The sequence below is a fragment of the Klebsiella sp. K5-45 genome, from assembly GCF_030128605.1.
GTDB lineage: Bacteria > Pseudomonadota > Gammaproteobacteria > Enterobacterales > Enterobacteriaceae > Klebsiella > Klebsiella quasipneumoniae.
This window is the reverse complement of record NZ_JAKUZW010000035.1, coordinates 1-5995: the sequence shown is the minus strand read 5'-3', so window position 1 is coordinate 5995 and position 5995 is coordinate 1. Positions and strand designations below refer to the sequence as shown.

The 5995-nt window shown below is 50.8% G+C and carries 6 protein-coding genes; 4 read left to right on the top strand and 2 right to left on the bottom strand.

Annotation, left to right across the window (positions count from 1 at the left end; translation table 11 throughout):
• Together MKS11_RS27015 and ugd are read left to right on the top strand one after the other, a co-directional pair.
• Positions 1–217: dTDP-4-dehydrorhamnose 3,5-epimerase family protein (locus MKS11_RS27015; RefSeq protein WP_284109794.1), on the top strand; the 217-nt coding region annotated here is incomplete at its 5' end.
• 180 nt (positions 218–397) lie between these two features.
• Positions 398–1564 (top strand): UDP-glucose 6-dehydrogenase, encoded by a 1167-nt coding sequence (ugd, locus tag MKS11_RS27010; protein ID WP_043523148.1) that lies wholly within the window; start codon positions 398–400, stop codon positions 1562–1564.
• Between the two features lie 423 nt (positions 1565–1987).
• Here ugd and MKS11_RS27005 read toward each other — a convergent pair whose 3' ends face one another.
• Positions 1988–2110 carry a small membrane protein gene (locus MKS11_RS27005; RefSeq protein WP_000429184.1) on the bottom strand — a complete coding sequence of 41 codons (123 nt, stop codon included), beginning with the start codon at positions 2108–2110 and terminating at the stop codon, positions 1988–1990.
• A 399-nt stretch (positions 2111–2509) separates the two neighbouring features.
• Positions 2510–3514, bottom strand: coding sequence for an NAD-dependent epimerase (locus tag MKS11_RS27000; protein ID WP_043523152.1), 1005 nt, complete (start codon positions 3512–3514; stop codon positions 2510–2512).
• 846 nt (positions 3515–4360) lie between these two features.
• On the opposite strand from MKS11_RS27000, the gene rfbB reads away from it, so the two are divergent.
• Complete coding sequence (gene rfbB / locus MKS11_RS26995) at positions 4361–5425, top strand: dTDP-glucose 4,6-dehydratase (protein ID WP_284109793.1); 1065 nt, start codon at positions 4361–4363, stop codon at positions 5423–5425.
• 14 nt (positions 5426–5439) lie between these two features.
• Positions 5440–5995: sugar phosphate nucleotidyltransferase (locus MKS11_RS26990; protein WP_284109792.1), on the top strand; the 556-nt coding region annotated here is incomplete at its 3' end.

Here is a 5995-nt window from a genome sequence, read left to right as displayed (position 1 = left end):
CCCGGAAGGGTTCGCCCACGGGTTTATGGCGCTGAGCGACACGGTGCAGTTTGTCTACAAGGCGACGAACTACTACGCGCCGCAGTCAGAACGGAGCATCATCTGGAACGATCCGGAGATAGGGATTGACTGGCCGGCGCTGAGCGACTGCGCGCTGTCGCTGTCGGAGAAAGATCTGCAGGCACACACGCTGGCCACCGCAGAATTATATAAATAATTAGGTTGTTTTTTCCTAAAATGGCGGGTTCCAGATGGAGCTCGTCATGTTTATTCGTTTACAAGCCGGGTCAACCAGCTGACTTGACTTACCTTCCTTCTCAGCGTAAAACCGCCAACAGCATTATTTAAATTCGTGGCTATCCGCCATTACCCAGTTAACTGATTAAAGTGTAATCGAATGAAAATAGCTATCGCTGGTACAGGTTATGTTGGTTTATCGAACGGTGTCCTGATTGCGCAAAACCACGAAGTGGTTGCCCTGGATATCGTACAGGCCAAAGTGGATATGCTTAACCAGAGGATCTCTCCGATTGTGGATAAAGAGATTCAGGAATATCTGGCAGAAAAACCGTTAAAATTCCGTGCCACCACGGATAAGCACGACGCATACCGTAATGCCGACTACGTGATCATTGCCACGCCGACCGATTACGATCCCAAAACCAACTACTTCAACACATTTACGGTGGAAGCGGTTATTCGCGATGTCACAGAGATCAACCCGAACGCGGTGATGATCATTAAATCGACCATCCCTGTGGGGTTCACCCGCGACATCAAAGAACGTTTAGGGATTGATAATGTTATTTTCTCTCCTGAGTTCCTGCGTGAAGGCCGTGCGCTGTACGACAACCTGCACCCGTCGCGCATTGTCATCGGTGAGCGCTCTGCACGTGCCGAACGTTTCGCAGACCTGTTGAAAGAAGGCGCAATTAAGCAGGATATCCCGACCCTGTTTACCGACTCCACTGAAGCGGAAGCGATCAAACTGTTCGCGAACACCTATCTGGCGCTGCGCGTTGCCTATTTCAACGAGCTCGACAGCTATGCTGAAAGCCAGGGGCTGAACAGCAAGCAGATTATCGAAGGGGTATGCCTGGATCCGCGTATCGGCAACCACTATAACAACCCGTCCTTTGGCTATGGCGGCTACTGCCTGCCGAAAGATACCAAGCAGCTGCTGGCGAACTATGAATCGGTGCCGAACAATATCATCGCGGCTATCGTCGATGCCAACCGTACCCGTAAAGACTTTATCGCGGATTCTATTCTGGCTCGTAAGCCGAAAGTAGTGGGTGTATATCGCCTGATCATGAAGAGTGGTTCGGACAACTTCCGCGCCTCTTCTATTCAGGGCATCATGAAACGCATCAAGGCGAAAGGTATTCCGGTTATTATCTATGAACCGGTGATGCAGGAAGATGAGTTCTTTAACTCCCGCGTAGTGCGCGACCTGGATGCCTTCAAACAAGAGGCGGATGTGATTATCTCTAACCGTATGGCGGAAGAGCTGGCGGATGTGGCGGACAAGGTATACACCCGCGATCTGTTTGGTAACGATTAATCCTGCCTGTCTGACACTGGCGGCTCCTCGCCGCCAGTATGCTTCTTTATCTCCCCGCTATATCCCTCACTGCGCGTATTTCTCGCACATTCAGATTAACCTCAATAAATTGTGATGGACATTACGATCCTGCACGAAACCCGTTGCGGGTTGAAAACAGGTCCGATAAGTTAAACTTACCTTGTGAAGAGCTACCGTCACTGTGATGTAGATGCCGGAGATAAGCGCCGGGAGGTAAAACAAAGCCTGCAACGCAGGCTTTTGTTATTTATGCCCTGGGGAAATACGAGGGACTGGGCGCGAATAGCTTTATTTTTTTCTTGCCTTAAGGCCATGCCAAAACGCAGAATGAACGGTCATTCTGTCATATCATTTTTTTATCTCTTAATATTATCTTAATCTAATTGCAATATGGAGCGGGCCTTACCACTTGCGTTTATTAAACGTCAGTTTCGTTTTCTTTCTGTCTTTCAGATATGAAATTAAAAAGAAAACAGACACAGCAAGTAGTATGGCAGCCACCACTAAGAAAAACAGGTTTTCCATAATATCTACCACAGCTTTAGTTGGTTGAATCATTAGCAAGTTAAGCAATATATCAGCGTGGAAGGTGCTGTATTGCGATGTCTAACATATCCTCTTCTTAAGAAAATTCCTACAGAAAGTAATGTCTTTTATTTATCAGGAGAAAATGCTGAAGGAGCCATTAAAAATAGTATTGAAAAGAGTGACAGCAGCGGACCAGGCTTATAGTTGTTGTCTTTTTCGCTGGCGGGCAGATGAAACTGGTTTCAGCACCGTCGTTAAAACCAGTAAAAATTATTCTTTAGCACAAAAAAGTATAGCCTGTGCCAGGCTCGGGTAAAGAAATGAATGATCAATGAAGGGAATACGGGAGGTTTATCCATTGCCGCAATCAGCTGATCGCGGCAGGGCAGAGACAGGTTAGATCTGATAGTAATCCTTATACCACTCGACGAAGTTCTTCACGCCTTCCTTCACTGACGTCTGCGGCTTGAAACCCACCAGGTCATATAGCGGTTGGGTATCTGCGCTGGTGTCCAGCACATCGCCCGGCTGGATCGGCATCATATTCTTCTTCGCTTCCATTCCCAGCGCCTCTTCCAGAGCGGTGATGTAGTCCATCAGTTCCACCGGCGAGCTGTTGCCAATGTTATAGACCCGATACGGCGCGGAACTGGTGGCCGGGGAACCGCTCTCAACGGTCCAGTCGGCATTGGCCTGCGGGATCACATCCTGGACGCGCACCACCGCCTCGACGATGTCGTCGATGTAGGTGAAGTCGCGCTTCATTTTGCCGTAGTTGTAGACGTCAATATTTTTCCCTTCCAGCATCGCTTTCGTGAACTTGAACAGCGCCATATCCGGGCGTCCCCAGGGGCCATAGACCGTAAAGAAGCGCAGGCCGGTAGTCGGGATGCTGTACAGATGGGAATAGGTATGCGCCATCAGCTCATTGGCTTTCTTGGTGGCGGCATACAAGGAGACCGGATGATCGACGGAATCCTCCGTAGAGAACGGCATTTTACGGTTGAGGCCGTAAACCGAGCTGGAGGAGGCGTACACCAGGTGTTTCACTTTGGTATGGCGGCAGCCTTCCAGAATGTTCAGATAACCCATCAGGTTAGCGTCTGCGTAGGCATACGGGTTTTCCAGCGAGTAGCGCACGCCGGCCTGGGCGGCCAGGTGGATCACACGATCAAATTGTTCTGCGGCGAACAGCCGCGCCATACCTTCACGGTCGGCCAGATCCAGCTGCTGGAAATGGAATGCCGGAGATGCCAGTCGATCCAGGCGAGCCTGCTTTAGGCTGACGTCATAATAGTCATTCATGTTGTCGATCCCGACAACATCATGCCCTTCATTCATCAGGCGTTGCGCGATATGAAAGCCGATAAAACCTGCGGCACCAGTGACCAAAAACTTCATATTTTTCCTCCGGGGTGTGGATATCCCGTTCTACATAAGTGCCGATTTTACACTGGCTTGCGGTTAGGATCACTTGCTTTACAGTTGCAGAGTGTGCGTTGACATGAAGCTGGCCGGGAAAATCAAATGCTTTAATGCAAATGATTTGCATTTGAAAGCGAGTCAAACCATCACTATGGTTACACGGAAAAAAACAGTTTGCAGGAATCAGCCCATACAAGTTCGATATCTTGAAAAAACATGACATGTATTTCCGAATGAAGAGGTATTGTTGTTCGTGAAATTCGAATTAATTAGTGTTGTTGTCACCAGAGATAACTTGTAATCAAAGGATGTATAGCAAGCTATTGAATGTTTTAACATTGTATCAAAAGTGTTCCATTCATACCTTGAATTAATTCACACCGCTTTTTGATTTTTATTCTGTATAACCAGCGCTATAATGCGGCGCTACCTTGTTGGGTACTAAGCGATGTTGAGTGTGTTGCACTTCGTAATGGTGATAGTGCGGCTTTGCCATGATATCAACGACCGAAGTGATGCTGAGAGGGATGATAGCCCGGCACTGAGCACATCTCTCTGCTTCAGAGAGATTCCTTTAGCTGTTTGGGAAAGTCCTGATAGCGAAAGGACATAGAAGCAAGCAAAGTGACCGCTGTTTGGCCGACTTGCCGTTTCCAGCACCATGAGAGCGTGGTTCATGTTCCGCTAACTTTAGCTGATGACATATACAAATTACTGCAGGCACTACGCATTTTGGTTGCGAAAGCCAATGGCGGTAGCGTGCCTGCGGTTGTTTGCTACTTCAGAAAATTGTATGTAATTCATTGAAAAACGAGAGAGAGTATGAAGATTCTTGTCACCGGGGGCGCAGGCTTTATCGGTTCTGCCGTGGTTCGTCATATCATTGAAAATACCCTGGACGAAGTCCGTGTGATGGACTGCCTGACCTACGCCGGCAATCTTGAATCCCTGGCGCCGGTTGCCGGGAGTGAACGCTACTCGTTTTCCCAGACCGATATCACCGATGCCGCTGCCGTGGCGGCCCAGTTCAGCGAGTTCCGCCCGGATATCGTGATGCACCTGGCGGCAGAAAGCCATGTGGACCGTTCCATTGATGGCCCGGCCGCGTTTATCCAGACCAACGTGATCGGCACCTTCACTCTGCTGGAGGCGGCCCGTCACTACTGGTCCGGGCTTGGGGAAGCGCAGAAGCAGGCCTTCCGCTTCCATCATATCTCCACCGATGAAGTGTATGGTGACCTGCACGGCACCGATGACCTGTTCACCGAAGAGACTTCGTACGCCCCGAGCAGCCCGTACTCCGCCTCCAAAGCGGGCAGCGACCATCTGGTTCGCGCCTGGAACCGCACCTACGGCCTGCCGGTGGTGGTGACCAACTGCTCCAACAACTATGGTCCGTATCACTTCCCGGAAAAACTGATCCCGCTGACTATCCTTAATGCCCTGGCGGGTAAACCGCTGCCGGTATATGGCAACGGGGAGCAGATCCGTGACTGGCTGTATGTTGAGGACCATGCCCGTGCGCTGTACAAAGTGGCGACCGAAGGCAAGAGCGGCGAGAACTACAACATCGGCGGTCATAACGAGCGTAAAAATATCGATGTGGTGCGCACCATCTGCACCATTCTCGACAAGGTGGTGGCGCAGAAGCCGGGAAACATCACCCACTTTGCTGACCTGATCACTTTTGTCACTGACCGTCCGGGACATGACCTGCGCTACGCTATTGATGCCACGAAAATTCAGCGCGATCTGGGCTGGGTGCCGCAGGAAACGTTCGAGAGCGGGATTGAGAAAACTGTGCACTGGTACCTGAACAACCAGACCTGGTGGCAGCGTGTGCTGGACGGCTCCTATGCCGGCGAGCGTCTTGGCCTGAATAAATAAAAAAGGAACTGAAGATGAAGGGCATTGTTCTGGCCGGCGGCTCCGGCACGCGTTTATATCCCATCACCCAGGGCGTCTCCAAGCAGCTGCTGCCTATCTACGACAAGCCGATGATTTTCTACCCGGTGTCTGTCCTGATGCTGGCGGGCATTCGCGATATCCTTATCATCTCCACGCCTGAAGACATGCCTTCCTTCCAGCGCCTGCTGGGTGACGGGTCGCAGTTCGGGGTGAACTTCAGCTACGCCATCCAGCCGTCGCCGGACGGTCTGGCACAGGCCTTTATCATTGGCGAGAAGTTTATCGGCAACGATGCCTGCGCCCTGGTGCTGGGGGATAATATCTACTTTGGCCAGAGCTTCGGTAAAAAGCTGGAAGCGGCGGCGGCGAAGACTTCTGGTGCCACGGTGTTTGGTTACCAGGTGCTGGATCCGGAGCGCTTCGGCGTGGTGGAGTTTGACGAGCACTTCAAAGCGCTGTCAATTGAAGAGAAACCATTAAAGCCGAAATCGGACTGGGCGGTGACCGGGCTCTACTTCTACGACAATAACGTGGTGGAGATGGCGAAGG